At 47.1% G+C, this 25,193-nt stretch carries 24 protein-coding genes; 6 read left to right on the top strand and 18 right to left on the bottom strand.

Annotation, left to right across the window (positions count from 1 at the left end; genetic code table 11):
- Nucleotides 1–8: 8 nt before the first annotated feature.
- From JEZ96_RS01510 to recG, 14 genes are all read right to left on the bottom strand, one after another.
- On the bottom strand, nt 9–2,438 hold the full coding sequence (locus JEZ96_RS01510; protein WP_061782966.1) for an MMPL family transporter: 2,430 nt from the start codon (nt 2,436–2,438) through the stop codon (nt 9–11).
- A gap of 2 nt (nt 2,439–2,440) precedes the next feature.
- Entirely contained in the window at nt 2,441–3,193 is a 753-nt protein-coding gene (locus JEZ96_RS01515; protein WP_025008038.1) for an outer membrane lipoprotein carrier protein LolA, read from the bottom strand.
- On the bottom strand, nt 3,190–3,624 hold the full coding sequence (locus tag JEZ96_RS01520; RefSeq protein ID WP_061782965.1) for an acyl-CoA thioesterase: 435 nt from the start codon (nt 3,622–3,624) through the stop codon (nt 3,190–3,192). Before JEZ96_RS01520 ends, JEZ96_RS01515 begins: the two co-directional genes overlap by 4 nt.
- Nucleotides 3,621–5,195 carry an HAL/PAL/TAL family ammonia-lyase gene (locus JEZ96_RS01525; RefSeq protein ID WP_025008040.1) on the bottom strand — a complete coding sequence of 525 codons (1,575 nt, stop codon included), beginning with the start codon at nt 5,193–5,195 and terminating at the stop codon, nt 3,621–3,623. The genes JEZ96_RS01520 and JEZ96_RS01525 overlap by 4 nt, the downstream gene beginning before the upstream one ends.
- Nucleotides 5,192–7,081 carry a glycosyltransferase family 2 protein gene (locus tag JEZ96_RS01530; protein ID WP_061782963.1) on the bottom strand — a complete coding sequence of 630 codons (1,890 nt, stop codon included), beginning with the start codon at nt 7,079–7,081 and terminating at the stop codon, nt 5,192–5,194. Before JEZ96_RS01530 ends, JEZ96_RS01525 begins: the two co-directional genes overlap by 4 nt.
- A complete protein-coding gene (locus tag JEZ96_RS01535; protein WP_011918524.1) occupies nt 7,075–7,488 on the bottom strand; it encodes an ApeI family dehydratase in 414 nt (137 codons plus the stop codon). Before JEZ96_RS01535 ends, JEZ96_RS01530 begins: the two co-directional genes overlap by 7 nt.
- Nucleotides 7,481–8,845: an AMP-binding protein gene (locus JEZ96_RS01540; RefSeq protein WP_025008041.1), complete on the bottom strand. Its 1,365-nt coding sequence runs from the start codon at nt 8,843–8,845 to the stop codon at nt 7,481–7,483. The genes JEZ96_RS01535 and JEZ96_RS01540 overlap by 8 nt, the downstream gene beginning before the upstream one ends.
- Nucleotides 8,842–9,390, bottom strand: coding sequence for a COG4648 family protein (locus JEZ96_RS01545; protein WP_011918526.1), 549 nt, complete (start codon nt 9,388–9,390; stop codon nt 8,842–8,844). Before JEZ96_RS01545 ends, JEZ96_RS01540 begins: the two co-directional genes overlap by 4 nt.
- A complete protein-coding gene (locus JEZ96_RS01550) occupies nt 9,390–9,638 on the bottom strand; it encodes an acyl carrier protein (RefSeq protein ID WP_014609665.1) in 249 nt (82 codons plus the stop codon). Before JEZ96_RS01550 ends, JEZ96_RS01545 begins: the two co-directional genes overlap by 1 nt.
- Before the next feature lie 9 nt (nt 9,639–9,647).
- Entirely contained in the window at nt 9,648–9,902 is a 255-nt protein-coding gene (locus JEZ96_RS01555) for a phosphopantetheine-binding protein (RefSeq protein WP_011787697.1), read from the bottom strand.
- Complete coding sequence (locus JEZ96_RS01560) at nt 9,886–10,761, bottom strand: lysophospholipid acyltransferase family protein (RefSeq protein ID WP_025008042.1); 876 nt, start codon at nt 10,759–10,761, stop codon at nt 9,886–9,888. Before JEZ96_RS01560 ends, JEZ96_RS01555 begins: the two co-directional genes overlap by 17 nt.
- The gene (locus JEZ96_RS01565; RefSeq protein ID WP_025008043.1) at nt 10,754–11,497 is read right to left on the bottom strand and encodes a beta-ketoacyl synthase chain length factor; all 744 of its coding nucleotides are present in this window, start codon (nt 11,495–11,497) and stop codon (nt 10,754–10,756) included. Before JEZ96_RS01565 ends, JEZ96_RS01560 begins: the two co-directional genes overlap by 8 nt.
- Nucleotides 11,498–11,836: 339 nt before the next feature.
- On the bottom strand, nt 11,837–12,736 hold the full coding sequence (locus JEZ96_RS01570) for a DUF3014 domain-containing protein (protein WP_011787700.1): 900 nt from the start codon (nt 12,734–12,736) through the stop codon (nt 11,837–11,839).
- 186 nt (nt 12,737–12,922) lie between these two features.
- Complete coding sequence (recG, locus tag JEZ96_RS01575) at nt 12,923–14,998, bottom strand: ATP-dependent DNA helicase RecG (RefSeq protein ID WP_128090194.1); 2,076 nt, start codon at nt 14,996–14,998, stop codon at nt 12,923–12,925.
- Nucleotides 14,999–15,245: 247 nt separating this feature from the next.
- Here recG and JEZ96_RS01580 point away from each other — a divergent pair, with 247 nt between their 5' ends.
- Complete coding sequence (locus JEZ96_RS01580) at nt 15,246–15,959, top strand: MarC family NAAT transporter (protein WP_011787702.1); 714 nt, start codon at nt 15,246–15,248, stop codon at nt 15,957–15,959.
- 116 nt (nt 15,960–16,075) lie between these two features.
- On the opposite strand, the gene JEZ96_RS01585 is transcribed toward JEZ96_RS01580, so the two are convergent.
- Complete coding sequence (locus JEZ96_RS01585) at nt 16,076–17,521, bottom strand: OmpA family protein (protein ID WP_061782960.1); 1,446 nt, start codon at nt 17,519–17,521, stop codon at nt 16,076–16,078.
- A gap of 152 nt (nt 17,522–17,673) precedes the next feature.
- Here JEZ96_RS01585 and JEZ96_RS01590 point away from each other — a divergent pair, with 152 nt between their 5' ends.
- From JEZ96_RS01590 to JEZ96_RS19490, 3 genes are all read left to right on the top strand, one after another.
- Nucleotides 17,674–18,027: a hypothetical protein gene (locus JEZ96_RS01590; protein WP_082785945.1), complete on the top strand. Its 354-nt coding sequence runs from the start codon at nt 17,674–17,676 to the stop codon at nt 18,025–18,027.
- A gap of 10 nt (nt 18,028–18,037) precedes the next feature.
- Nucleotides 18,038–18,106: a hypothetical protein gene (locus tag JEZ96_RS19640; RefSeq protein ID WP_227498153.1), complete on the top strand. Its 69-nt coding sequence runs from the start codon at nt 18,038–18,040 to the stop codon at nt 18,104–18,106.
- A 266-nt stretch (nt 18,107–18,372) separates the two neighbouring features.
- Nucleotides 18,373–18,942 carry a hypothetical protein gene (locus JEZ96_RS19490; protein ID WP_229781443.1) on the top strand — a complete coding sequence of 190 codons (570 nt, stop codon included), beginning with the start codon at nt 18,373–18,375 and terminating at the stop codon, nt 18,940–18,942.
- Between the two features lie 326 nt (nt 18,943–19,268).
- Here JEZ96_RS19490 and JEZ96_RS01605 read toward each other — a convergent pair whose 3' ends face one another.
- Entirely contained in the window at nt 19,269–20,132 is an 864-nt protein-coding gene (locus JEZ96_RS01605; protein WP_128090193.1) for a YicC/YloC family endoribonuclease, read from the bottom strand.
- A gap of 537 nt (nt 20,133–20,669) precedes the next feature.
- Here JEZ96_RS01605 and rph point away from each other — a divergent pair.
- Entirely contained in the window at nt 20,670–21,383 is a 714-nt protein-coding gene (gene rph, locus JEZ96_RS01610) for a ribonuclease PH (protein WP_011787729.1), read from the top strand.
- Between the two features lie 167 nt (nt 21,384–21,550).
- A complete protein-coding gene (pyrE, locus tag JEZ96_RS01615; protein WP_006079863.1) occupies nt 21,551–22,192 on the top strand; it encodes an orotate phosphoribosyltransferase in 642 nt (213 codons plus the stop codon).
- Between the two features lie 58 nt (nt 22,193–22,250).
- Here pyrE and folE read toward each other — a convergent pair whose 3' ends face one another.
- Both folE and JEZ96_RS01625 read right to left on the bottom strand, forming a co-directional pair.
- On the bottom strand, nt 22,251–22,895 hold the full coding sequence (gene folE / locus JEZ96_RS01620) for a GTP cyclohydrolase I FolE (protein ID WP_011787730.1): 645 nt from the start codon (nt 22,893–22,895) through the stop codon (nt 22,251–22,253).
- A gap of 255 nt (nt 22,896–23,150) precedes the next feature.
- Nucleotides 23,151–25,139 (bottom strand): alpha/beta hydrolase family protein, encoded by a 1,989-nt coding sequence (locus tag JEZ96_RS01625; protein ID WP_014609672.1) that lies wholly within the window; start codon nt 25,137–25,139, stop codon nt 23,151–23,153.
- Nucleotides 25,140–25,193: the final 54 nt, after the last annotated feature.

Genomic DNA, 25,193 nt, shown 5'->3' on the forward strand with positions numbered 1-25,193 from the left:
TGTCGTGATCAGGACTTTTTAGTCGTTAAAATCAGTGGCGAAAGTAAGAAGGTAAAACCTATACCTAGCGACAGGGTTAAACCAAAATAATGAATCGCTTGGGTCTGGCTAAAGGCGAGTAAACCAAAGGCTAATAGGGTCGAGCAGGCGGACATAAATACCGCCATCATCACTGCCTTGCCGTGCTGTTGAGCAGAGGCAAAGAACAAGCTGTAGTCTATCCCAATCCCGAAAACTAAAATGAGCGCGAGTGCATGGAACAGACTCAGTGGCGAGCCTGTTAAGCCTAAGGTTGCAAGCGTTAGCAAGGCCGCAAGGGCTGGAACGGCAACGACAACCGCGGCTTTTTTAATGCCAAAATTCAGGCTAAACAACAAGAGTGCGATACCCAGTGCGAGCGCTAACAGCTTTAGGGTTAACAGTCGATAATGCCCCATAACGGCGGAGATATCCGCGACTTTATCGATAAGTTGTACGCTTTCATCATTGGCAAAGCGCGCCTTGAGCGCGTCGATCTGTTTAATGCCGCCAAGCAAGACGATTGCGCCATGATCCGTGCCATGCTCAGCATCATAAGCGGTGGCCTTGTCATTCGGCGCAAGCCACAGTGGCGCGAGTTGCCTGCCTGCCTCTAGCGTAAAGAAATCTGCTGGCGTGATGTAATCTGTTTTCGCGGCCAAATAGGCGGCTTGTAGCTCTGGCTTTAAGTTCTCATCCAACCCAAGGCTTGTGAGCACTTGCTCTAACTGAGTTTGATAGATATCACCCTGTAAGCGATAAGCCGTGTCTTGCCTTTGATGGCTGGGAAGATATCGGCTGAGGCTGACGTAGTTGCCTAACTCTTGGTTCGCAATAGCGGCATCGAGCTGTGGCGACACTCGCTCAAGCTGTTGCAGCAGTGCTTCTTCACTCGCGGCGCGTACCAGTAAGAATTGATTATCTGTGCCGCCGCTGAGTAGCTGCCTGAGCTTATTTTCAGGTTCAGTCACGCTCGCGGGGCTTTGCTGCAAATGGCGAATATCGTCATCGACGGTTAACTTGGTTACACCAACCAGACACCACACCACTATCACTAAAGCAAATAGGCCCATGCCTAAAGGCGTGGTCAATCTGTTGGATAACTGAGTGAGGTTGGCAAGGTACTTCCCCGCTAACGCTAATGGGCGGGAGCCCGATGGCAAACGACTTCCCGCTAACAGTGGGTAGGCGAGAATGAGGGTGAGATAAGCCCCGAGCAGCCCCGCGGCGCAGAAAATAGCCACTTGCTGCATCCCTGGAAACGGCGCTAAACCTATGCCCACATAAGCTAAGGCACTGGTGATAAAGGCAAGCGTCACAGTGGGGAAGATATACGCGACCGTCGCCTGAGCGCTCCGTTCGGTATCGCTTAAGCGTTCGCAGTAAAAATGAAAGCTGTAGTCGATGGCAATGCCAATCAAGCTAGTACCAAACACTAAGGTGAGTATATGCAGCTCGCCAAACACGCTTAAGGTCAACGTCACTGCCAGCAACAGCCCGCTGGAAATGGTAACGATTGCCAACAGTAGCGGCATTACAGAGCGAAACGCCAGCCAGACTAGGGCTATGACCCCAAGTAAGGATGCAAGACCGAGGATCGAGATTTCACTCTTAGCCGTTTGGGTCGCCGCAATCGCGTGAAACAGGGCGCCAGCCTTAAGCAGGGTAATATCGGGATAGCTTTGTTTAACCGCATCCAATCCTAGGGTTAATGCCGTCATCTGCGCCAATTGCGCATTGGGATTAAAAGCACTTTCTTGGCCTTTTGCCATAACAACCGCAGCGACATTATCGCCTTGATTAGCAAGGAGAATACTTTGGCTGGCTCTGACTTTTGAACTCGGCGCGAGGGCGAGTAAATTGGCGGGGAATAACAGCAGCGGATCTTGGGCAAGCAAGTTGCTATTGGCGTAACTAAAGGCGTTGTAAAGCTGTGCGGTGGCCGCTTCAATCAGATTTCCAATGTCTTTGGTTGCTAACGCCTCAGCTTGTGGCGCTGTCAGTAATTTAAATCTGTGGGGGAAATAGTATTGCCCCAATGCTTCACCGAGCTGCATATCGGCGCTGCGAATCTCTGTGAGTGCAGCATTTTTTCCAGTAGCAACGAGGTCAGTTTCAAGCTTTTGCATCAACAGCTGTGCCGCAGCGATTGCCGTGGTTTCATCCTTGGCGACGAGCGCAATATAGACTTGATCGGCGAGCGTGGCTTCTACTTGGTTAAGGGCGCGCTCTGTGAGTTTGTCCTGTTGTAAATGCGGCAGCATGGCGAGAATATCGCTCTGTACCCGTGCGCCGTTTTGCCAAAGTTGCAACGTCCATAGACTGGCAGACAGCATCACTAGCAACCAAATGGCGAGGCGCCATTTAGGGGATGATTGTATTAGCGCTTGATTGGCGCGCACGGCGAAGTTGGAGGCCATAGCTAAGGTATGCTCGCCTCGAGCGCCAACGCATACTGCGTCAATTCGGTTTCGCTGAGTTTACCTTGGGAAAGCGCACTAAAGTCGATGCGGGTCATATCCTGTGGTGTCACATTCGGCGCGGCGCTCAGCAGCACTAAGGATTGCAATACATCGCTCCCCTCTAACACCATATTGGCGATGGCTTTTTTCATTAAGGGATCTTTGGGCGTTAGGCCTAATTGCCATTGGCCGTCTGGGCTTAACCTGTCTGCGATGAGGAAGTGCAGTTCGAAGTTCTCACTTAAACCGGAAATATCACCGCCGAGCATAGCGCGCACTAGGCTGGGCAATAAATCGCCCATAGCGGCGGCGCTCGTCGATGCATCAGCCTTGCTGACTTGTACTCGACCTTGACTATCGCGCTGAATAAGCTGCTTATCTTTTAAAATCAGCAGGGATTCGAAGGGCTTTATCTGTTGCCATATCAGCCCTTGGGTCTGATCGAAGATAAACTGGCCTTGGCTGATTAACGGCTTTTTGAGCACCTTTAACTGCCGAGATTGCACAAAGTTGCCACGAACCGTTTCGCCCAAGTTAAGCTTTTGGCTCAGGGCCACAAGCTGCGCTTTATCCGCAGTTTGGGTGAATAGTTGCTGGTAATTGTTGGCAGAAACCGCCGTTGTCGATGTGTCAGCCTTGCACTGCGCCGATATCAATACGCTGCAAAAACACAGGATAAGCATAAGCTTGATGTGTGTTAGCGCGGCGTTCATTGGTTTTCAACCTTAGCGAGCAGGGTGGCTATTTTGTTACGGAACACCTCTGGGGTGACAAAGCACAATTCTTGGGTGCTCATATCGACCGCTGCCTGAATGGTATAACCCTTAGTGATGCGCGCACCTGTTTCAACGTCGCGAATTTGATAATTGATTTTTAAGCGGTTTTCCCACTCGACTAACTCTGCGCGGACTGTGATTTTTTGCTCGAAGGTGCTGGCTTTGACGTACTTAATCTGCAAATCGATAATAGGCCACGCATAGTTAGATGCTTGCATTTGGCGATAGTTATAGCCCAGCTCATCGAGCAGTTTGCAGCGAGCAATCTCGAAATAACGCAGGTAATTGCCATGCCAAGTGATCCCCATGGAATCCACATCGTGGAAGGGGATTTGCATTTCCATATCGATAGTGAGCAATGATTTCATCGGCACACTTCCCATTCACCCGCTTGGATTTTCGCTATGGTTTGGCGCAGCACGGCTTCAAGCGGCCTATCTTCAATTAAGGTCTCAAAATCACCGCGCACTTGGGCGAGGGTTTTCGCCAATGATGGCGTGAGCGAGGCTTCGTCCAGCTCATTTTGGGCGATACGCAGGCCAATACCTTGGGTCATGGCAAGTAATGCAGCCGCTGCGACTTGTTCGGTCAATTGCAGTACACGCATACAGTCGCGGGCGGCAATGGTGCCCATGCTCACCTTGTCTTGGTTGTGGCATTCGGTCGAGCGCGAGAATACGCTGGCGGGCATAGTGTGCTTGAGTGCTTCAGCTGTCCACGCCGATACCCCAATTTGCACCGCTTTAAAGCCATGATTAATCGCGCGGCGCGGGCCGGTTGAGCCGGATAAGTTAGCGGGTAAGCCATTATTAAACTTAGGGTCCATTACCAGTGCCATTTGGCGATCGATAAGATCGGCTAAGTTAGCCACAGTATTCTTAAGTGAATCCATCGCAAAGGCGATATGGCCGCCGTAAAAATGGCCACCGTGGAGAATATGCTCGCCTTCGCCGTCGACAATCGGGTTGTCGTTGGCGCTGTTGACTTCGGTTTCGATAAACTGACGCATAAACGGCAGCGCATCCTGCAACACGCCGATAATGTGCGGCGCGCAGCGGATGGAATATCTGTCCTGCAGCCTGTCAGAATTACGTGGATGTTCGTGGTGATTTAAATCTTCCCGTATCCAAGTGGCGATTTGGTTTTGCCCCGGATGCGGTTTAGCGGCAAATAAGATTTCATCAAAATGGTTCGAGTTGCCTTTTAGCGTTAACGAAGCCATAGCGGTAATGCGGCTACTTAAGCGGGCAAGATATTGGGCGCGATCGAAGGCTAAACAGGCCAAGGCCGTCATCACAGCCGTGCCGTTCATCAGGGCTAAGCCTTCTTTTGGACGCAGGACATGCGGGATAATGTTGAGCTTAGCGTACACAGCTTGAGTCGCTTGGCGCTCACCTTGGTAAATCACTTCGCGCTCACCGACTAACACGGCGGCTAAATACGACAGCGGCGTTAAATCACCACTGGCACCGACCGAACCTTCCTCTGGGATTACAGGGACTATGTTGAGATTGAGCAAAGTTTCGATGCGCTTTAATAGCTCATAGGTCACACCAGATTTGCCAATGGCTAAGGAGTTTAAACGGCAAGCCATCACAGCGCGGGCCTGCATTATGCTTAAGGTCTCGCCTAAACCGCAGCCGTGGAAGCGGGTTAAATGCAGTGGCAATTCGTGGACCAGATCTAAGCTCACATTGACTGTGCAAGAGTCGCCATAACCTGTGGTGACGCCATAAACCACGCCTTCTTCGTGCAGCAGGCTATCGATAAAGCGCGCACCTTTTTGGATATATTCTTGATAATCCGCATCATCACAGAGCTTGACTGGTGCGCCCTTGGCGACGGCAACCACTTGTTCTAAGGTTAGAAATTGACGGCCGAACTCAACAGTCTTTAAGTCTGATTGATTCTTTGAGTCGGCGGCTTGGGTGTGGCTCATGAATGACTAGTCCTGTCTGTCTTATGATCCTGCTCTGGGACCTGCGATGATGCTGATTCTGTTGTTACAGCATCGGCTTGTACTGAATTGGCTGATGCGCGTTCTAACTCGCTGTCTTTACGCCAAAAATCGAAGAAGTTAAACCATTGCAAAGGCTCGCGTCTGGCAAAGTATTCTAAACGTTCGCTGTAGCGATTTACTGCCTGCTGTAATCTGTCCATTCTGCCCGCCCTTGGGCCTTTAAGTGTTTCGGCGAAGTGCTCTAAATGCACCCGATAACGGCCCTGTTCCCGTAGGCAAAACATTAAAAATACAGGGCAATCGAGTAAACCTGCCAAAATAAACGGCCCTTGGGGAAACGCTGCGTCTTGCCCCATAAACGGCGCGTAAATGACGCGACCTTGGGTATTCGATGAGGTTCTATCGCCCGCGATCACCACCAGTTCACCTGCTTCTATCTTTTGCTGCAACAGCATAGATGTCGCGGGGTTAAGCTCGGTCACTTGAATAAGATTGAGCGTGCTATCAGGGTTTAACTGTTTGAGTACCTTATTGAAATTTTCTGCATGGCTCGTTAACACCATGACATTCACTTTGACTTTGCGCTGGTGGATCGAAATGGCGCGGCAGAGCTCTAAATTACCAAGGTGAGACACCAATAGTACGGCGCCTTTACCGCTTTCGAGTTGGTCGGCCAGCACTTGGCGATCGGGGAAATCCACTTGGCTCAATTGGATGCGATCGCACCAGGCATCGATTCTATCGAGTGCGGCATTTCCAAAGGCTAAAAAGTGATTCAGGCTATCGCGCCAGCCTACAGGCTGATTCAGCTTAGGATGTTGCGGCTCAAGCGTTTGCACGCGGCGCAGGAAATCTAACGAGGCTTCACGGGTGACTTTGCCCGTGAGGAAGAAATAGCAAATCACAGGATACATAATGGCGCGGCACAACCAATGGCCGCCAATACGATAGCTCTCGGCTAACAGTTTGATGCCCCAGTAACTGCCGCGCTCCTTCATGCCCGACCAATGGGTGGCTGAAGTTGATGATGTTGCTGAAGTCGATTGTGTTGCTGACGAGCAATGGGAGTTTTGCGCGGCTTGTTGCTGCGATTTACGCTGTGATTTACGCTTCAATAGCCAAGGCAGGCGTTTGAGCATGCCGAAAAACAACTTGGTATGCAGTTTAGTGATGCGCACATTGTCGGCTACACCTTGGAAGTGACTGACGCCGCCTTCGGGATAAATCACCTTAGTCGGCTGGAATAAAATCTCCACCCCTTGCCAGTAGAGTTTGACGAGGATTTCAATATCAAAATCCATTCGCTCCGTTAATGCCTGCTGACACAATAACCGTTCGGTGGCGGCCAGCGGATAAACGCGAAAGCCACACATAGAATCTTGAATATCAAAGCTTAAAGTTTCGACCCACACCCAAAAATGGGTGATATAACGGCCATAAAGCCTGCCATTAGGCACGGATTCATCGTACTCGGGTTTGCCTGAAATCAGCGCATCGGGTTTAGCCTGCGCCCTTGCTACCATAGCAGGAATATCGGCTAGATTGTGTTGACCATCGGCATCGACCTGCAGTGCATGACTAAAGCCATCGCGGTAGGCTCGGCGTAGGCCCGTCATCACAGCAGCGCCTTTACCACGGTTGTAAGGATGCAGCAGCAAAGTCACCCAAGGATAGGTTTGGGCTAAGGATTGCAGTAGATAACGGGTTTCGTCATTGCTGCCATCATCAATCAAATAACAGGGCAAATTAAACTGGGCGAGTTCGGCCAAGGTCTGGGCAATTGCGGCACTGTGATTGTAATTGGGGATCACTAGGGCGAGCTTGATGGGCGCGGACTCAACTAAGTCGCTGGGAGGTGTTAGCACTGGCTCGCCCCGTTGCTGTTGGCATTAGTGGTATCGGCAGGCTGATTGACCAATGGGGTGGTCTCAAAGGCGATACGGCCTGATGCATAGCGGTTTTCACCATCGCTATAGGCGAAGGTAAGTTTTCCCTTAGCCGCATTGTTGCTAATGCTTAAGGTGACTTCTTGCCCTGGCAGTATGAGTTGCTGAAACTTAAGCACTTCTAAGTTGGCTACGGCTTCGCAATAGCCGAAATATTGGCAGCCTAAACGCACCGCCCAATCTAATTGCGTCACGCCTGGCAGTACGGCTTGCTCGGGAAAATGTCCCTTAAAAGATTCAAGGTCGGCCGCCACTAATAGGCGTAATTCAATGTTATCAATGCCGATATTGGAATGCAGGATCGGCGGTAAACTCGATTTAATCATGATCAAATAACTCGACTAACTGGGCAGTGACACGCTTACCCTGAGTGTTCAGCGGCAAAATATCGGGATAACGCCAGCGGCGTGGCAGGGTGACTCGCTCAAATTGCGTCAGTAAATGTGCTTTTAGGGCATTGTTAATGCTGAGTTTTCCCTGCTCTTGATGCACACTGCGTCCAAGTGCTGAGAGAGTTACCACCGCGCCCAGTTGGGATTTAAACTGCGGCAATACGACAAGTGCGGCTTGCTCAACATAGGCGTGGCTGCCTAACAGCGTTTCCATTTGTGCCAGTGATAGACGTTTTTCCTCTATCTTAACGATGCGATCGAGTCGGCCCTTGAGTCTAAACTGGCCATTTTCGGTTGGTTCGATTTTATCTTCGCAGCGCAACCATTCATCGTCGACCAAATAGGGTGATTTAAGTAGCAAAGCTCCGTCACTAGGGTCTTGATCTATCGATATTCTGTCAAACACTTGCCAAGGTTCATCGGCCTCATGCTGACGTCGATAGGCGATGCCGCCCGTTTCCGTGCTGCCAAATATTTCGATGGGCAAGTGACCATAGCATTGGCTGATCCCTTGAGCCGCAGCAAAACTTAAGGGCCCGCCAGAGCTAAACACTAAGCTAGGTGAGCGCAGTTGCCGCTCGTGCTCTAAGGCCTTAGGTAAACGCGATAACTGGGCTGGGCTGCTGATTAAACACAGGTTTGGCAGTAAGGCGGTGTAATAGCTTAAGGTTTCTGGGTATTCAATCTGCTCGCTTAAAAACGGCCGACTGGCGGCGAGTGGCCACAAAATCTTGAATAACAGGCCATAGATATGCTGGTGGGAAACCGTTGAAACCACACTGCAATGGGGTAAATGTTCGGCAAAGGTATGTTCGAGCACTGAGACTTCAACGTCTAATTGCTGAAGTGTTTTACGGATCGCCTTAGGTTCGCCGCTGCTGCCGGAGGTAAAGAGCACAAGTTCGCCGATAGCCTCGCTTGCCGGCCAAGGTTTACTCGGCAGGCTCAGCTCTTTTCTCAGTAGAATAAAGGCCTGACTTTCACACAATGGCTTGTCCGACAATATGCCTTCAAACTGGTGGGTTAACTCGCTCAGCGTGCCCGTTTGGGTGTTGGCTGGTAAGATAATTTCCTTGCCCGCTAACAGCGCCGCACATAAACCCACAGCAAACAGATCGCTGGTATCACTCGCGAGCAGCCATTTTTTCTCTGGCGCGGCCAGCAGTTGCTCATAAAAATACGCCACCTGATTGGTAAATAATGCACCTGTGACTATGTCGTGGTGATTAAAGCTGATCAGTTGTTGGGCAAAGGGCCCTTGGATTAACCAGTTTTTGAGTAGCTGTGTCATGTTTTCTTCAACCAAAAGCTGCGATATAACCACTCCCCACCGAGGAGCAGTCCCATGAGTACGTATGCAATCAAACCGTTATACAAGGTCCAGGTTGCTAAGCTAGTAAAGCCAGCGGTGTAAGCCGCCATAGTGCCATTGAAGATAAATAAGCCGCACCAAAGTAGCGTGACTTTCTTAAGATACCCAGTGGCTTCATCCGGTAAATCGGGTTCTTTCAAACGGGCTAAACGTTCGATCATGCTAGGGCCAGTGTGCAGTGAATAACTGAACAGCGCCAGCATAGTGAGATTTATCACTACTGGGTAATACAGCAGCCAGTCACTGCGCTTGGCAATATAACTGCCTGCCGTGAGCACAATCCCCACCAATAGTGGTAAAACTAATGTCTTAACCCTTTGCTTTTGAAGCATTAGCCGCATTATCAGCAATAAACACAGCACGAGCGCTATGGTGCCAGCAGGCAAGTAACTGAGCCCTAAGTACACGGCAACGGGGTAGGCCAGCAAAGTTAGGGCGGTTAAGACCTGTAGCAAGGCTCGCATTAGGTTCTCACTAAACCTTCGATAGCATTAATCACATCGTTGATTGTGCGAACTGATTTAAATTCATCGGGTTGGATCTTTTTACCTGTCAGTTGCTGCAGCTTTATCACTAAGTCGACGGCATCAATACTGTCGAGATCGAGCTCTTCATACAGGTTGGCCTCAGGCGTAATCGCCTCGGCATCAATTTCGAATTCGTCCACTAAAATAGTGGTCAGCATAGCGAGGATTTGTTCACGATTTTGCATATTCCTCTCCTATGGACGCTGTGATTCGATAAAGCGAGCTAAGCTGGCAACACTGTGGAAATGGGCCTTAGTGGCATCCGAATTGGCTTCGATTTTGACATCAAATTTTTTCTTGATGGCTAAGCCGAGCTCGAGGGCGTCGATAGAATCTAAGCCTAAACCTTCGCCAAATAGCGGCGCATCGGTTTCAATATCATCAATGCTGACGTCTTCTAGATCGAGACAGTCGATGATTAACTGCTTTATTTCATTGTTTAAGTTCATAATTATTTTCGAGTTGTTGTTTATAGTAATGTTCAAGATCCCGCGTCAGCTGCCGGGCCATTTTTGCATGCTCACCTAAAGCCGCTTGGTACTTCTGGTAAGAAACGATTGTGCCGATTTCAACGGCCATTCCCATGGTTTGCCTTGGGATTTCATACCAAGGTTGCTCCTTTGTCAAACCACGCACATTGGTACGTAGCACCACAGGTAAAATATCAGCTTCGGCCCTTAAGGCGATATTGGCGGCGCCGCGGGCAAAGTGGTTAATGGTCGCACCGACCACCGTACGCGTGCCCTCGGGGAAGATAATTAAATTGGTGCCTCTTGCGAGCACTTCGCGGCAATCCTCTAGCATGAGTTCGGCGCCGCGATTGGGAATATAACCCGCGCAGGACACCACACCACGCAAAAATGGATTACGCCACAAAGCTTGTTTGACTATGCAGCCCGCATTGGGCATGAGACTTATCAATACCACCACATCCACTAAACTGGGGTGGTTGGCAATGACGATAACGCCTTTGGCATTATGTAATTTTTGGGCATCGTGGCTGCTGACCTTAATCACACCAGCCCAAGTGAGCATGGCGACAAAGCCTTTGAACATTAAATGCACGGCCTTTTGTACCCGAATAATCCGCGCCTCTGGTGTGCCTGGCCAAAAACGCAGCAGCGGCAGAATGGTCAAGGAGCTTAATAAGCCGCCTAAGCCAAAGGCGATATAACAACTCACGCCACCTAGCCAACGTGGCACATAATTCAGCCCTTTGCGGCGAGTTTCCGGCAAGGTATAAGCGGCATTGAGCATTGAATCTTGATGATCCTTAGCGGCGTCATGGCTGTGGGCTGCATCAAACATGCTCAAGTCTCCAATGCCATTGGGATAAGCAGCCTGAAATATTTTGCGCCGTTGCAAGGGCGTGGATAAATGCACCATAGGTCAGCGGATTTAAAGCTGTTGCCTTAGAAATGTGGCTCACCGTGAGCTTGGCCGAAGCGGGTGTATCGAAGGGTGCGAGCTGTAGGCCTAGGGCCAAAGGTAATTCAAATTCTTGGGTAAACTCATCGTACACCGGAGGCACTGGATCATCACCGAAAACCAATAGCAATGGTTCTGGCGATTGATGTAATTGGGCGAAGGCTTCGACCATAGCTTGGGACAGGGTTTCTGTGCCCGCCGCAATTGAGGTTGAAGGCGCGGTATTGGCCGCCACTATGCCAAAAATGCCGCTGGCGGTGTTGTGCACCGACTGACTAAAACCTAAGGGCGATAAGGGCTGTTTGGCGATAATATCTTCGAGCAGGCCAATGGTGCGCTGTAACTCTCCATGGCGCGAGGCAAAAATAGAGCGGCAATGATGGGTTACGCTGCAACGAAAACTGACCTCTAACATCATTTTAGTTAATCGACTAAAACGGCGGCGTTGCATGGAAGGAATGTGTGTCAGGGGTGGGGAAGTGGTGTCCAGTTCTGATGTAGTGCTTTTGCCTGAGGTCTGCTCAGCCGAGTTTTTGCGCCAACATTGCCAGCTATCATTAAGGGGATATTGAGGAGCCCATGCGCCCCAAGAGAGAATGCTGAATGTTAGTTGCACTACTTTGCCTCGACACTAGTTTAAAGCTGTCTTAGTTATCCCTAACTAAGTTAAAAACATTAATAAATTTAATTAATATTGGGCTACCTACGCGTTGGATAAATCGCGCCAAATACTCCCTCAGTTGTGTCGTGCATTCTACACTAAGTCTTTAGTTTTAATGAAGCCATTTGCATTATGCTGGTTAACAAAATGCAACCAAATCGGAAATTTCAACTCATTGGTAACATATTATTCATGAGGTAGGGTAATAAGAAACAAAGTGGTATTACATATTGATATAGTGAGTTTTAGATTACAAAAGGCGCACTGGGCGCCTTTTGTTGAGTGGGTTTAAGATTATTGTGCTAATTGATTTTCAAGTTTACGTAGCGCAACTTTGAGCTTACGGGTGTTTTCTGGTCCCATGCGGATTAACAATTTTTGTGCACTGGGTAGTGCTTCTAAATTAGGGTCAACAAATTGATAGTTAACGCTAATTGAACTCAATTCAATGGGATCTTCAACGATAGGTGCTGCGAGTAAAACTTTAATTGCTTGTTGCATTCGGTCATTAAACTTCGCATTACTATAACCCAACTCACTAAAAGCTTCTTCCAACAGCGGCGTTAGTTGCTTATAGGTGCGGATTAGGCTCTGCTCATCCATCTTAGTAATTGAGTCAACATAAGCGTCGTATCTATGATAACTATCTGGATTCAAATAGACTTTATTCGTGATCTCAGACACTGTAAACAGTTTTTCTGGCCCCTTAATTGGGCTTACCTTACGGGTTAATTCACCTTGAGCCAGGTTATCTACAAACACAACGAATTGACGAATAATGTCTTGCTGCACTAATGAAGATGCAAGCAGATTATTATTAATTATGGCGAGTGCTTTTTGTTGTACAAAAGTATCACTTTCAGCCAAGGCGGGTACGGGTTCAACGACAACCTCAGGCTCAGTCGTTACGGATGACTCTGTGCTGTTGGTGTTTGTTTCAGTGGTTGTTGGTGTTGTTTCTGTGGTTTCTTCTGGCTCCGTAGCACTTTCCAGTGTCATAGGTTCAGATGATGGTGTTTCAGGTAATACAATGGGCGCGTTAGGGATGCGTTTGGGTGAGTCTGAATCACCGCTGTAGTAATAATATCCTCCGGCAGAAAGTAGCACGACGAGCACTATCGCAAAAAGAGCAAAGCGATTGCTGCTAGAAGAAGTCTCTTGAGGGTTTATTCTATCGTCTTGATTAACTTGCATTTTACATCCTTAGCTTGAGTTTCAAGGTAACGTGGTGAATACATGCAGCTAACATTCATTAAAGTGCAATAACGGACTTATTCGAGGGCCGCAGGTTTATTGTGCAAGTTTCCATGCGCTTGTCTATAGCACCTAGCTGAACATACATGATTTATTTTACTATGAAGCGATTCGCTTCCTATCTAATTAAGCCTGCACATAGTGCTGTCTGTGCCCGAGCCAACGTAAAATAATTGCATCGACTTTTTCGGGAGCTTGCGCCATTACATGGCTCGCTAATTTCTGAATGTGTGGGATCAATGCTTGATCGCGCACCAGATCGGCAATTTTGAGCTCGGCGAGCCCCGTCTGTTTAGTGCCAAGCACTTCACCCGGGCCACGAATTTCTAAATCTTTCTGCGCTATGATGAAACCATCATTGCTTTGTCTGAGGACACTCAGTCGTTGGGTGGCGGTATGGCTCAACGGCGCCTTGTAGAGTAACACACAATGGCTTGCGATGGCGCCTCGACCGACTCGTCCGCGCAGTTGATGCAGTTGTGCTAGACCTAAACGTTCAGGGTTTTCGATGATCATTAGGCTAGCATTGGGCACGTCGACGCCGACTTCAATCACGGTTGTCGCTACCAGTAGATGAATCATGCCTGCCTTAAAGTCGGCCATGATTTGCTGTTTCTCGGCACTTTTTAATCTGCCATGCACTAGGCCGATATTGAGATCTGGCAGGGCGAGACGCAGTTCTTCGGCCGTGTCTTCGGCGGCTTGGCATTCGAGCACTTCGGATTCTTCAATCAGAGTACACACCCAGTAGGCTTGACGTTGGTCGGTGATGACGGCGTTGCGCACCCGTTCAAGCACTTCGTTACGGCGGGAATCGGCAATTGCCACTGTGGTTACGGGTGTACGCCCCGGTGGCAGTTCATCGATAATGGAGGTGTCGAGATCTGCATAGGCCGTCATCGCCAATGTGCGTGGAATGGGGGTTGCAGTCATGATTAACTGATGTGGATGAAAGCCTTGGCTCATGCCTTTTTCCCGCAGACCTAAGCGTTGGTGTACGCCGAATCTGTGCTGCTCATCGATAATAATTAATGCGAGTTTGTTAAAGACCGCATGCTGCTGGAAGATGGCATGGGTGCCAATCACCATCTGGGCTGCGCCAGATTCAATATCCGCAAGGGATTGGGTTCTGGCCTTGCCTTTCAGTTTCCCTGCAAGCCAACCCACCTTAAGTCCGAGTGGCTCAAACCAAGCGGCAAAGTTAGTTGCATGTTGCTCTGCTAATAATTCGGTTGGTGCCATCATGGCAACTTGATAACCGTTTTCAATCGCTTGTAATGCCGCCATCGCCGCGACTAAGGTTTTACCTGAGCCAACATCCCCTTGCACTAAGCGCATCATAGGGTGCGGTTTTTCTAAATCTTTGCCTATATCAGCCACGACTCTTTGCTGGGCGCCAGTCGGCTTAAAGGGCAGAGCCGCGAGGAAGGGATTGAGCAACTGCCCCGTGGCCTGCATGGTGACGGCAGCGTCTAAATTACTGCGCTGCCGTAGGCGCAACATGCTGAGATTATGGGCGAGTAATTCTTCCTGCACGAGTCGTTGCTGGGCAGGGTGTTGACCTAGCTCTAAATCGAACTGAGAGATCCCCGCAGGAGGGCGATGTAACGTCTGCAGTGCTTGTTTAAGGCTGATGTTGTTAGGTTGTAATTGCGGTGGCAGCAGCTCAGTTAAGCCACCCTCTTTCAGCAATACCAAGGCTTGCTCCGTCAGCTTTAGCCAACTCGCCTGTTTTAAGCCTTCAGTTGTGGGATAAATCGGCGTTAGGGTATCACTCAGGTGAACATCTTCACCGGGATACACCACTTTATATTCTGGATGCACTATCTCAGCTTGATGACTACCACGGCGCACTTCACCATAGGCGCGGATCATCAAACCATTTTGCATGGCATTACGCTGAGCAACGGAAAAGTTAAAGAAGCGCAGGCTTAAGCTGCCCGTATCGTCGCGCACATTGCAGACCAGCATGCGCTTGCGGCCTTGGATGATTTGTGTCGATTGGATTTCTGCTTCTATCGTACCGTAACCGCCTAGGCTGAGGGCGGCAATCGGATAGATTTGGGTTCTGTCTTCGTAGCGCAGGGGTAAGTGAAACAGCAGATCTTGTACTGTTGTGATGCCGAGCTTTGCGAGTTTCTCCGCGACCTTTTTGGCGACGCCTTTGAGGTCGGTGATCGGAACAAGATCCAATTGCTGCAAGTCGTTAGCACTCAATCACTGTGAATTTATACATATATTAACAGAGAATAAGCGTAAGGCAATCTTAGGACGTAACGCGATAAAAGTGCAGGAGGGTAAAGGTTATGCTCTTTTAAATTGGTTGCCTAACCGCTTTGTTTTGTATCGATACATAAAAAATACAGATATTTTGAGTTTTCATCTGTTACACATAAAATTAGTCTTGGTTAGATAAGTTTTATTTATCATTTCTCATACGAGGTGCAGGATGTATTTCCAAGTCGTGGTTCTTGCTTTATTAGCATTATTACCGATGGTTAATCCGCCTACTACGGCCACTCTACTTTTGGGGCTGAGTAAGGGGATGTCTCGCGAACATGTTCGGCATCAGGTTAACTTGGCTGCTATCTACCTATTTTGCACTCTTTGTGTTTGCTTTTTTATTGGCTCTTCAATCTTAGAGCTATTTGGTATTTCAATCCCTGGTTTGCGATTAGCGGGTGGGCTGATTATCGGCTTTATTGGTTTTAGAATGCTATTTCCTACGCCAGCACAGGCTAATAATGTCGATATTAATGAAAGTATTGCTTTTGTGCCGCTGACGATGCCAAGTATGTGTGGGCCTGGCACTATGGCGTTGGTGATTAGTGGTGCAGCCCAAATTGCTGAGCTGCCCGATGAATACAGCCGTTTTACGATTTATAGCGCTATGGTGACGGCTTTTGCTTTGATGAGCCTGATCAGTTGGGGCGTACTTAAGCTGGCAGATCCCGTTTGTAAAATCCTCGGTGCTACGGGTATTGATGCTATGACGCGGATTATGGGGTTTCTATTGGTGTGTATGGGAATGCAATTTTGTATTAACGGCATAAAAGAAGTGGCACAGGATCCGGTTTTCCATACGCCACTAATCCAAAAGACAGCACTTGAAATGGGAGATAGCCCTACGTCATTAATTTCTCCCCAGCCACTTGCTATCTGAGATCTGCTATAGCAGCCGCCTTACTCTCCTGAGTGATGGAGTTTCTCTTATTCGAAAGCTCCGATCACGGGGAGAGCCATTAGCTCAACTTTGCTTACACTAGTTCAAGTTATTGACTATTTTTTGTCAGATCTAAGCACCAGCTCGACTCGGCGATTCAAACGCTGCCCCGTGTCGTTAGCATTACTCGCGACTGGGCTGTATTCACCGTTGCCATGGGCTGTTAATTGGACGGATGGAATGTTAAACGCTTCATTCAGTTGTTTAATCACGGCAGCAGCACGGCGTTCTGACAGGCTTTGATTGTAACTCCGCTCGCCCTTATCATCGGTATGACCGACCACATAAAAACTCAGAGCAGGATTTTGCTTAAGATAAGTTGCTAGCACCTCTAATATTGGCTTGGACTCGGGCAGCATGCGCTCACTGTCGTAATCGAACAGCAAGCCCTCCAACGTCGCCTTACCTGTTTGCGAGATAGCATCGGTTAGCGCATCGAGATTAATCGCCACCCGATCATCCTTCAGTGCCGAGAGTTCCATTACTCTAACAGTAGTGTCAGTCGGTGTACCATTGGAATATCCCTGTGAATAGATATCGAAATATACATCGCCCTGCGGATGGCTGAGTTGAAACAGCTGGTACTCTTGCCCCTCATCATCTTGATCATCTTTAAATAAGCCCATGGCTTTTATCAGGCTGTCATCGTCACCACAGACGGTACCTTTACAATGGAATATTCGTTCTGCGGCCAGTTTTTGTGCCGCAGCGGCATAATTGCTGTTGATTTCAAATAGAGAATAGCTCTCTGGCATGCGATAACTGATTTGGGTGAGCTTGGCTGCTAGTGGCTTGGTTTGGTAATCGCTTCCGGCCATTCCCACAATCACAGGCACCTGCGTAAAATTGATTTGTTTGTAGTGAGCGATATAACTGCCGGGCATGCGACCCAGCAAAGGATGATCAGCCGATCCTTGTGCATCCTCACTCCGTTTGTCTTTAATCTCAATCTCCTTTGGCGCCTGTTGCAAAAAGCTGTTGTTTGCCTGAATCAGATCAAGCGGCTCTGGGATTACCTCAAGAATATCGACCTGTATGTAGGTGTACCTGCCCTCACGATTAACGGCATAGATGCTGCTGTAAACATCACCACTTGTACCTTTCATTTTTGCTGCCACGTAAGCACTGTGATAGTCGGCATTCACTTCTCTAAGTGGCTTTAGTTGACTCTGCATTGCTTGGCCATCTCCGCAGGATGCAGCCTTGCAATTAAATAAAACCTCAGCATTGAGCTTTTTCATCTGAGCCAAATAATTATTGATCACATGCTCAGGGCTATAACTTTCAGGTAGTTCAACGCTTTGCCGAGTTAACTGTCCAGAGACAGTCAAAAGAGTCAACTTATTGTCATTTACTGCGGTGATAATATCAAAGGGCGTAAAGTGGATGCGTTTTTCTTCAGGAGATTTAGCATCCGAGAAAGGAGTGAACAACTGTTCTGCATTGGCACCAAAGGCAGTGGTGGTTAATAGTACAGCACTCAATAATGTATTTTGTCCCATAAAAAATCCTTTTCAGTGGGGAGGTTTTACTTTAGCTTATTAATTAGGCGAAGGATCGTACAATAAAAAAATTGAAATGTCATACTCAGAGTTTGTTTAACTAGAGTAATGTTTTTCCCGAGTGATATATATGGATATATGAGAATGTACGTATGAATATGAATATACGAAATGGTATTCGTCTGGAGGGAGAAGGTTTTGACTTGTTACCAGAGTTGAGAAAAATTTATTTTACGAATGGATTGTGTTTACGAAAGGCACTATCAAACAATGAACAACAATATATTAATCGAGTTATTTTTGTCGACTGGACACAAAAAACATCTCCCGCATTGGTATTGCGACATGAAAAATCAACAGTTTATGTCGCTGTCGTCAATCATCACGATACTCAAATAGAAATTACATTGCTAAGAGCTGGATTTCATGGGCAAGTTGTCAGAAATAGTTCTTTAGTCTCACATTTATCAGCAATAGATTGCCAAAGCATTGAATGTTTCACTTAACACAGTGAAAATGCATCTCCAAAATATCTATCGCAAAAACAATCTAAAGGGACGAATTCAACTAATGTCGTCATACTAAATAATTACTTTTTTAGAGTTTATAGCTTAATTTATTTTTATCTTTCTGAGTGATTTAATCATCGTTACATTGTTTTAGTAATAACCATGGAATTCTTTTTATGATTCAAGGAGTGAAACTATGTTTAAGCGTAAAATTATTAAACCGCTTCGAAGACGAGTATTCGTTAATAACAACGGCACATGGGGCAAAGGCTATCAGGTGATGGCCTTATCCTTTTTTTGGCTAATCCACACAATAACTTCTTTAAACTAAGCACTGTAAAGATGTCATTTCGCTCATTTCCTTTTAGCATGAATCTTTTACTTTGTGTCTCGTTGCTCAGCGTCGCCTCTATTTCCATCGCTGAGGAAAAATCCGGCTATGACTTGCTATTGGAAATGGCCATTCCTAAGCCCCATGAGGTTGATCTGGCTCGTAAAGGCGTCGCAGAGGCCAGTATAGAAAAGGCTTGGGAACGCCCATGTCCATATGTTGCATTGGAAGCTGAAGATGGTTCTGCCGAAGGTTACCAGCTTTACTATCGTTGTCAGCGATGGAATAACTGTAAAGAGGTCGGAGGCTCCGCCAGTGTGTTTACCGAAGCTTTTTTCAGAAACCATAAGAAGAAGTTAGGTATCCCTTGGGAGTTGATGCGTGATGGTAGTGCCTTTGGCAAGGATGCATCCGATTTTGAAGATGCTAAGGGACACCTTTATCAGTATGCATTGAAATTTTCCGAGGATAATTGGCGCCTGTTTGAAGGACGAATTCCTTTAGAGGCCAGTGATTTAGCCGAACAAAAATTCTGGCAATGGTGCTCTATCCAGCCTCTGTCTATTTGGGAAAATGAGTAGCGTTATAGTAATCGATTGGTAAGGTGTATCTACAATCATAGATTTGAATCTTGTATTTTTTAATTCTTGCTTAAAATACATTTAGTTAATCTTTGGTATTTAGCCTTTTTATTGATTTAGTCGCTAAGTTAGTCTCGTTTTAGTGGGCGAATTCATTAAAACAATGACTGAGCGGAATTTGGGGCACTGTATTGAGTGGGGCTAAGTAGTTTTGGTCACCACTTTAGTCCCACTTTTTCATAGAAAATAGCAAACAATCTCAAATACAAAAGATTAATCCAATCAATTTATTGCTTTTTTAAAGCTTTAGTAATGAGTCGGAAGCATCATTCCACGTTCTGGATCTGCTCTCTCATTTGCTCGATAAGGACCTTAAGCTCCACTGCGGCTGAGGTGATTTCAGTGCTGATGGATTTAGAGGCGAGGGTATTCGATTCGCGGTTAAATTCCTGCATCATAAAATCGAGACGGCGACCTTCGCTACCGCCTTTTTTTAGGATGCGGCGAGCTTCGACGACGTGGGCTTCGAGCCTGTCCATTTCTTCGGCGACATCTTGTTTCTGAGCCAGTAGCACCATTTCTTGCTCGATACGGGCTGGGTCGAGTTCACCTTTGATTTCAGCAAGGCGGTTGGTGAGCTTTTCGCGTTGATACTGCATAACCGTTGGCATGTGCTCGCGTACCACAGCGATTTGCTCGCTCACGCCATCTAAACGGCTTAACAGCATGTCTTTGATGGCTTCGCCTTCACGACCGCGGGCTTCGATAAATTGATCTATGGCAGAATCGAAGGCTGTCATTAAGTCTGCACCGATTGCATCCATATCTTGTTCACCGCTTGCTAGCACGCCTGGCCAACGTAGGATGTCGGTCAGATTGACATCGCCTTGTCCCGCTTCTTGCTTGAGCCAAGTGGCAGCATCTAATAGCTGTTTTGCCAGTGCTTGATTTAATTGCAGTTCGTTATTGCTGTTGTCGGCAAGTTCATAGCGCAGATTCACTTCCACTTTACCACGGCTTAAGCGTTTGCGTAGGCGGTCGCGAAGTACGGGTTCAAAGCTGCGAAATTGCTCGGGTAAACGTAGATAGGTTTCGAGATAACGTTGATTGACTGAGCGAATTTCCCGGGAGGCAGTGCCCCATTGTGCTTTGTGCTCGATGCGAGCGTAGGCTGTCATGCTTTGGATCATGGGTTGTCCTAATGGTGTAATCGTCATAATGATTGGCGATTATAGAGTCAATGGCTGTAGGATTAAAGGCATACAGTAAATATACCCAAGCTACCTGAAGATACGAGTTTCAGAGCGCCTAGGGTGCTTCAATTCAAGGCGCAGCAATGACAGAATGTCGGCTACCTTTTGAATTGATGCAACACGGAAGTGAAGTGCCCTAGGCGTTCCGTCCCGGCGGCTGATGTTAACCACGGGGTAACGCACTTTATGCTGCGTTGGTTATTTTTAACTTAGTCCACTAGGTCCGCAAATAACCGCAATCGCCATGGATGGCGTGAATGCCATTTATGCAGGAGCAATAAATGGCCTTGCCTAAAGTGCGTTAAACTCCCGCTGAATTCTGCATCTTCAGGTTGTTTGGGTATAAGGACACGGATTAGGCGATTGAGTGTGATGAGTTTGCCAGAGAATCACCCTAAGCATGGCATCCTAAGGCACAAGCCCCTATAATATGCAGCCAAAATCGGTCAATGACTCAGAATACAGGAATCTCGCATGCGTCCAAGTAACAGAACGCCAGCACAAACTCGTCCCATCACTATCACTCGCCAGTTTACGGCCCATGCCGAAGGTTCTGTGTTAGTGGAATTTGGCGAAACGAAAGTGCTTTGTACCGCCAGTTTTACTGAAGGTGTGCCACGTTTCCTTAAAGGTCAGGGTCAAGGCTGGGTGACTGCGGAATACGGCATGTTGCCACGTTCGACCCATAGCCGTATGGACCGTGAAGCCGCTCGCGGTAAGCAATCTGGTCGTACACAAGAAATTCAACGTCTTATCGGTCGTGCGCTGCGCGCATGCGTGGATATGAAAGCCCTAGGCGAAAACACTATCGTTATCGATTGTGATGTGATCCAAGCTGATGGTGGCACGCGTACTGCGTCAATCACTGGCGCCTGTGTGGCCTTAGTGGATGCATTGAACTGGGCACGAGGTAAAGGGATCATTAAATCTAACCCTTTGAAATTCCTTATCGCTGCCGTTAGCGTAGGTATTTACAAGGGTGAAGCGATAAGCGATCTCGAATATATCGAAGACAGCGCCGCTGAAACTGATATGAATGTGGTGATGACAGAAACGGGTAAAATTATTGAAATCCAAGGTACAGCTGAAGGTGAGCCGTTTACTCACGAAGAGTTGATTGAGCTACTTGGATTGGCGAAGAACAGTATCCGTGAAATCGTCGATGTGCAAAAAGCCGCTTTAAACTAATGTGTACTGATAAAAAGCCCCGACATTGATAAAGTGCGGGGCTTTTTATTAGCTGTCGCTTTTTGTCTGTAACAAGAGGCTAGCGTGATCCAACCCTGTACCTAATAAAATTTTATAAAATATTTCCTAATAAAAACTAGTTACATACAAAGTCGTAAGGAGAGATTGTGAAAGCCTATCAACGTGAGTTTATTGAATTTGCCTTAGAGCGTCAGGTACTGCGATTCGGCGAGTTTACCCTTAAATCGGGCCGTATCAGTCCTTATTTCTTCAATGCAGGTTTGTTCAATACCGGCCGAGATTTAGCGCGTCTTGGCCGTTTTTATGCCGCTGCGTTAGTGGATTCTGGCATTGATTATGACTTGCTGTTTGGTCCCGCTTACAAAGGCATTCCGATTGCGACGACTACGGCGGTTGCCTTGTGTGAGCATCACGATATCGACATCCCTTACTGCTTTAATCGCAAAGAAAAGAAAGATCACGGCGAAGGTGGCAGCTTAGTCGGTAGCGAGCTAAAAGGCCGTGTGATGCTGGTGGACGATGTGATTACTGCGGGTACTGCGATTCGTGAGTCGATGGAAATCATCGAAGCCCATAAAGCGCAATTAGCCGGCGTGTTGATTGCCTTAGACAGGCAAGAGAAAGGCAAGGGCGAATTATCGGCCATCCAAGAGGTTGAGCGCGATTTTGGTTGCGGTATTGTGGCGATTATTAAACTCGCCGATCTGATCAGCTATCTGTCTGAAAAACCAGGGATGGAAGTGCAGCTTGCTGCCGTGAGCCAGTACCGCGAGCAATACGGGATTTAAGAGGAACCTAGGCTCGAGAGTCTAGGCTCTAGAATCTAGAACCTAGGCCCTCTATGTCTTATTGATGCAAAAACTCGGCGCGAGTCGCGGGGTTAGATTTAAAAATACCGCCCAGCGCTGTGGTAGTGGTCGAACTGGTGGAGTCCATTACGCCGCGGGACTTTACGCAGTAATGCACTGCATCCATTTTTACCGCAACATCTTTAGTTTCGAGCAAGGTTTGTAGCGCGACTAACACTTGTTGAGTTAAACGCTCTTGCACCTGTGGACGTTGGGCAAAAAAACGCACAATACGATTAATCTTTGATAAACCTATGATTTTTTTGCGTGGCAGATAAGCTATGGTGGCAGTGCCATCGATCGTCACTAAATGATGTTCGCAGGTGCTGGTGAGGCTAATATCTTGCACTCGCACCATTTCATCGAAGCCCATTTTATTGTCGATAACTGTGATCTTAGGGAAATTTTCATAGTCTAAGCCTGAGAATATTTCATCGACGTACATTTTAGCAATGCGGCGTGGCGTATCGGCAAGGCTATCGTCTGACAGATCCAATGACATTAATGTCAGTATCTCCTTCATATGATGTTCAATCTTGTCTTTACGTTCTTCACTGCTGTAAACGCTGGGGAGCATGGGGGTTTCAAGTCCACGTTCTAATAACGCGGCTTGTACTTTTACTGCTGCTTCACTTAATGCCATCTTATCCTCCACTACGTTGTAGCGGCTATCATTGAAAACCTATACTGGCATCGATCATCCAGCCTAGGATACAAATTGGGTTATTCTTGTGGGGCAAGAACAAGGGGGAGGAGGATAACGCGAATTGCAGATAATTCATACCGAAAATCATTCACCGCACCGATGAAAAAGCCGATAGTTCTAATCGCTATCGGCTTTAAATCAGATACTGTCAGTGGTATTTAGACTTGTTGTATCGATAAATTTTAGTAAATTCTAAAGTTTTAGGTTGGTACTTAGGAAGCTGAGCATTTGTTCATAGTATTTAGCCCTATGCTCATCGTTATAAAAACCGTGGCCTTCGTTATCCATCACCAGTTTTTGGTAAGGATACTTGTGAGCTTTTAAAGCTTTCTCGAGGGATTCGAGTTGCTCAATTGGCGCTCGCTCATCTTCACCACCATGTACCAATAGTATGTTTGCTTTGAGTTTATCGACGTTTTCAGAGGGAGACATTGCTTTGAGTACCGCTTTATCTTGACCTAACACTTCCTTAAGATAGCTTGTTCCTGCACTTCTGCGAGCGACGTCACCTTTATTAAACATCAACTCGAGATTGTATACTCCTGCCATACCTATGGCGCATTTAAACATATCCGGTGCAAGCACTGCACTTTGTAGGGCGCTGTAACCACCGAAGCTACCACCAGCGATACAGATGCGTTCTTTATCGGCAACACCTTGGTCAATGACATATTGAGTTGCATCTATAATGTCATGTTGGATGTCGGAACCCCATTTTTGGTAGCCAGCACGTTCAAATTGATCACCATAGCCACCAGATCCTCGAAAGTTGACCTGTAAAACTGCAATACCTTGGCTTGCCAAATATTGGTTTTGTGAATCAAACCCCCACCAATCACGGACACCATGTGGGCCACCGTGAGGATTGACTACTAGAGGCAGATTTTTAGCTTCTTTACCAAAGGGGAGTGTTAAATAACCATGGAGTGTTTTACCGTCGCGACTCGTAAAATTAATGGGTTTAACTTCAGCCATTTGCTCTGGGTCTAGCCATTTTTTAGCTGCAGCAAGGTATTCAAGTTTAAGCTTTTTGGTATCAAACACATAGTAATCGCCAGGGTTGCGATCATTAAATGCAAGCACAACTAGCTTTTCCGCATCACGGGTTTCACTGACAATCCGCACTTGATAGCCTGGTAGTACGCCTATGAGATCTTTTAGTAATTTTGCATGGGAATCTTCACTATCGACGAAGGCATAGCTAGGATAGCCATTTTCAAATTCAACGGCATAGAGCTGTTTATTGGTACCGTTAATCCAAAAGTTGCTGGGATCGACATTTTCATCCTGAATAATCTCTTTTTTATCACCTGTTTCGAGATTAATTTTGTATACGCCTAATGTTTCACCTTGTGTTCGTCCCGCGGCATAAATCGTATTTTTGTTATCGGCGAAGGAGATTGGGCTGAAATCAGTTAGACCAAGATTGAGTTTATCAGTGTTCACCCACTCGCCATTTTGACGGTAAAATACTTTTGTGATGTTTTTACCGTCTTCTCCTGCGACAAAACGGACTTCACCTTCATGGTCTGTCATAAAACGCGCTTGACCTATAGGCGAACCTAGAACACGTTTGCGAACTCCTGAGTATAAATCTACTCGATATACATCTTGTGATAATTCAATGTTAAGGGTGCTTTCGTTGTTCCATGGAATGGCGTTGACCAACATATAGCGCTCATCATCTGGCAGAGGATCGAGGATAAATGCTGTTGCATTAATTGCAGTATTTTTCTTAATGTTTGAACCTGTTTGTTGTTCGCCACTATTGAAACCGAACAGGTATGTGGGACGTGAGCCATCAGCATTAACAGCCATTAATTCGCCATAGTATTGTGGAGCCTCAATCCAACCCTTCAGATACTCTTTTGCCAGAACGACTCGTTCGCTATTTGCCCATTCGTAATCACCTACTTGGGCATTGCTCGGGAAGCGTATGGCATTAAGGAGTTTTTTAGTTTGTGCATCTAATACAAGGAGTACTTTTTTGCCATCAACACTGGTAATAGCACTTAAGTATTTGCCTGTTGGAGATATCTTTACGTTTGAGTATTCACTACCTTTACTAAACAACTGAGCCTGTGACAAGGCGTTAGGGTTTGCAGTATCTGAAGCAAATGTAGAGATTGGCAGCATTGGTAAGCAAAGCGCAGTCAAAGTTGCTAATTGGACGAGTTTCATTAGACATCCCTGTAATGTAATTGTGGTTGTTTTGTTTTTTAAATGTTTTTGAGG

The organism is Shewanella putrefaciens (assembly GCF_016406325.1).
Taxonomy (GTDB): domain Bacteria; phylum Pseudomonadota; class Gammaproteobacteria; order Enterobacterales; family Shewanellaceae; genus Shewanella; species Shewanella putrefaciens.